This is a genomic window from Microcystis sp. M165S2 (assembly GCF_020245885.1).
Lineage (GTDB): Bacteria > Cyanobacteriota > Cyanobacteriia > Cyanobacteriales > Microcystaceae > Microcystis.
In genome coordinates, this window is the sequence record NZ_JADBTZ010000416.1 from 1 (window position 1) to 3,184 (window position 3,184).

General features: G+C 42.1%; 2 protein-coding genes. Both read left to right on the top strand.

The window, feature by feature from the left end:
- Positions 1-621: 621 nt before the first annotated feature.
- Complete coding sequence (locus tag IM479_RS20575) at positions 622-1,545, top strand: serine/threonine protein kinase (RefSeq protein WP_287687020.1); 924 nt, start codon at positions 622-624, stop codon at positions 1,543-1,545.
- A gap of 142 nt (positions 1,546-1,687) precedes the next feature.
- Positions 1,688-2,563, top strand: coding sequence for a glycine--tRNA ligase subunit alpha (gene glyQ, locus IM479_RS20580; protein ID WP_286827415.1), 876 nt, complete (start codon positions 1,688-1,690; stop codon positions 2,561-2,563).
- The last annotated feature ends 621 nt before the right edge of the window (positions 2,564-3,184 follow it).

The window sequence follows — 3,184 nt, forward strand, 5'->3', positions numbered from 1 at the left end:
AAGCGGGAAATCTTTGTAAGAGTTGATAGAAAATACTGTCAGTTTTCACGCAATTAAACTCAAAAAGATGCCTCTAGTTTAGCAGAAGTTTTTTATTGTGTTCTTCCGTAAGCTCCTATTTTTGAGCAATTGGGTTGACGACTGTTACCCAACACCATCGGAACCAAGATTAAATAGGGTTCGCGGCAAAAAGTTTTTCTTGGGGGTAGGGTGTGGGGTGTGGGGTGTGGGGTGTGGGGTGTGGGGTTTTACCCATTTTCAGGGGGTCAATTACCTAATTTTCAGGGAAAAAGTACCTGAATTTTCCCCCTGATCACTCCCAGTCCGGTACTTTTTGATTGACAAAAAGTCTAAAAGTCTTACCCAACAAGGTTTTTATATTTATTCAGCAGACCCTAAATATCAAGGTCGCCGGAGGACATTCGGAGACTAAAAATGGACGGGTCGGAAAGCGTAAGACTTCTGTTAAAGAAGCAGCATCCCGGGTCGCGTCAACCCATCAAAAGTACGAGCAATTAAGCTTGTTCTAGTGGGAATCGCCGTCCGTTTTACGGCGGGGAGGATGTCAATTGTGTTAATCTCATCTTTAAATATCCACACCCCAAATCGTCTAAGGAGACAATGGCCGCTAATTCTCGGAATAAATCGCCCCTTTTTCTCGGCTGTTCCAGTAGGATCGCTATTTTTTGCCTCTTGATGTTATTATCGGCGGCAATAGGCTGGTTAATCGGGAAACAGTGGGTTAAGCACAGCAATCAACCCGAAACCGTTAAACCCGTTTTTGCCACGGAAGAAAATAATTTTAATTCTGCCACAGATCGGGCATGGCAACGGAAAGCTGAGATGAGAAAGCGCCGTCTAGAGTTGGGAATTGATAGTCAGTTTTTTAAAAATCTCGTCAATGAATTGTTTAGCCTCCGCTATGGGGATATCAAAGAGGAAAAACAGAAACAGGAACAAAGAGATATTCTAGCAGCAGAAATCCTCGATCGCTTAGACCGTCTCGATTCTGGCACTAGAGAAGCATTAGGTAGCTACGACGAGCAAAAGCGAGAAAAATGGCGAGAACAAGTGAATCAGTTACGATTAAGCAGTAGAGTCCTTAATTTACTCACTGATACTGCCTTTTTTCAGCTATTTCCCGAATTGACAGAAAGACCAAATTTTGATAGCGGCCTAGGTCAACTATGGAGTGGTTTGGCCTGGAATCAGTTACAATCTTTACAGTCTGGCCTATCCTACCAAGCGCTCGAAAGTTTAGACGCGGGGGGAGAGGAGATTATCGAGGCAATTCTCAGCCAGGGACAAGGAAAAGCCTATGCAATAAAATTGCGTTCCAGTGATCGGTTAGACTTAAATTTAGAGGCAGAAGGCGAAGTTTTACTATCTTTCTACTCTCCCAGTGGCAAGGTCACTCTTTTAGACAAGTCTAGCGATCGGCAATGGTCTGGTCAATTACCCGAAGAGGGATTTTATGAATTAGTTATTCTCCCCCAGTCTTCTAACCCCGTTAACTTTCGCTTGCAGTTAAAAGTAAGTCAATGACTTTAACCGTCAGGAGACAGTTATCAGTTATCAGTTCACTGTTTACTGATCACTGAAAAGCTCCCCACTTCCCCACTTCCCCACTTCCCCACACCCTACACCCCACTTCCCCAACCCCTAATCCGCTTTTTTACTTTTCCCCATGTCTCTAACTTTCCAAGCTGTTATTGCTAAATTAAACGAATTTTGGGCCGCTCGCGGTTGTTTAGTTGCTCAACCCTATGATACGGAAAAAGGTGCGGGAACCATGAGTCCCCACACTTTTTTAAGGGCAATTGGTCCGGAACCTTGGGCCGTTGCCTATGTGGAACCCTGTCGTCGTCCTACGGATGGCCGTTATGGCGAAAATCCCAATCGTTTTCAGCATTACTATCAATATCAAGTCCTAATTAAACCCTCTCCCGATAATATTCAGGATATCTATTTAGACTCCCTGCGGGTGTTAGGAATTAACCCAGAAGATCACGATATTCGCTTCGTGGAAGATAACTGGGAATCTCCCACCCTCGGTGCTTGGGGTGTGGGTTGGGAAGTGTGGTTAGATGGGATGGAAATCACCCAATTTACCTACTTTCAACAGTGTGGAGGTATCGATTGTCGTCCCGTGGCGATCGAGATTACCTATGGTTTAGAAAGATTAGCCATGTATCTGCAAGATGTAGAGGCAATTAATGAAATTCAATGGAATGAAAATATCCTCTACGGTGATATTTTTCTGCAAAATGAAATCGAACAATGTACCTACAATTTTGAGGCTTCCAATCCTGAGTTATTATTTAGTTTATTCAGTTTATATGAACAGGAAGCTAAACAATTAATCGATCGCTCTCTGGTGATTCCCAGTCTAGATTATGTTCTCAAATGTTCCCATACTTTTAATTTACTCGATGCTAGAGGTGTGATTGCTGTAGCTGAAAGAACCCGTTATATCGGCAGAATTCGCAATTTAGCTCGACAGGTTGCTCAATTGTATTTACAGCAACGGGAAGCTTTAGGTTTTCCCCTACAAAAAGTTTAGCAATCAGTGGCATCTCAATTTTGGCGATGCACCCCTACCAATTGTATTAGCCCTCTTTTAATAACTTCTTTTTATACTAAATCCTATTTAGGGCTTGCTGAATAAATCTAAAAACTTTGTTGGATAAGGCTTTTAGACTTTTTTTCCCTCAAAAAGTGCCTACCATTGGGGTGATCGGGGGTAAAATTCAGGTACTTTTTCCCTGAAAATTAGGTAACTGATACTAAATCCGTTGAGTATAGGCTACTTATGAAGACAGGCAAAAGGCACTCATGCAAAAGGCAAAAGGAGGAATAGATAATCAGTCTTTAATAACCAGATTGGCGTTGCTGATTTGAGATATGAATCTTCTTTTGTGGGATTTTTAAAACCTAGACCTAAACTAACTTTTGGATGGGTGCAAGATTGTCATTCATACCTTGATTCAGCAACGCCAAAATCCAATGTTCAACCTTATTTCCTAGAAAATTTTACTCGTTCAAGGCCGAATTTGAAGTCTTTTCTGAACGAAACCCCCTACTATCTGTGGTCAAGGTTCAGTTTTTAGCTTGGTTATCGCTTTTTCCATTGTAGCTTAAAGCCGTCCTAAAAGGACGGGGTTTTAACCCAAATTTTCGATAA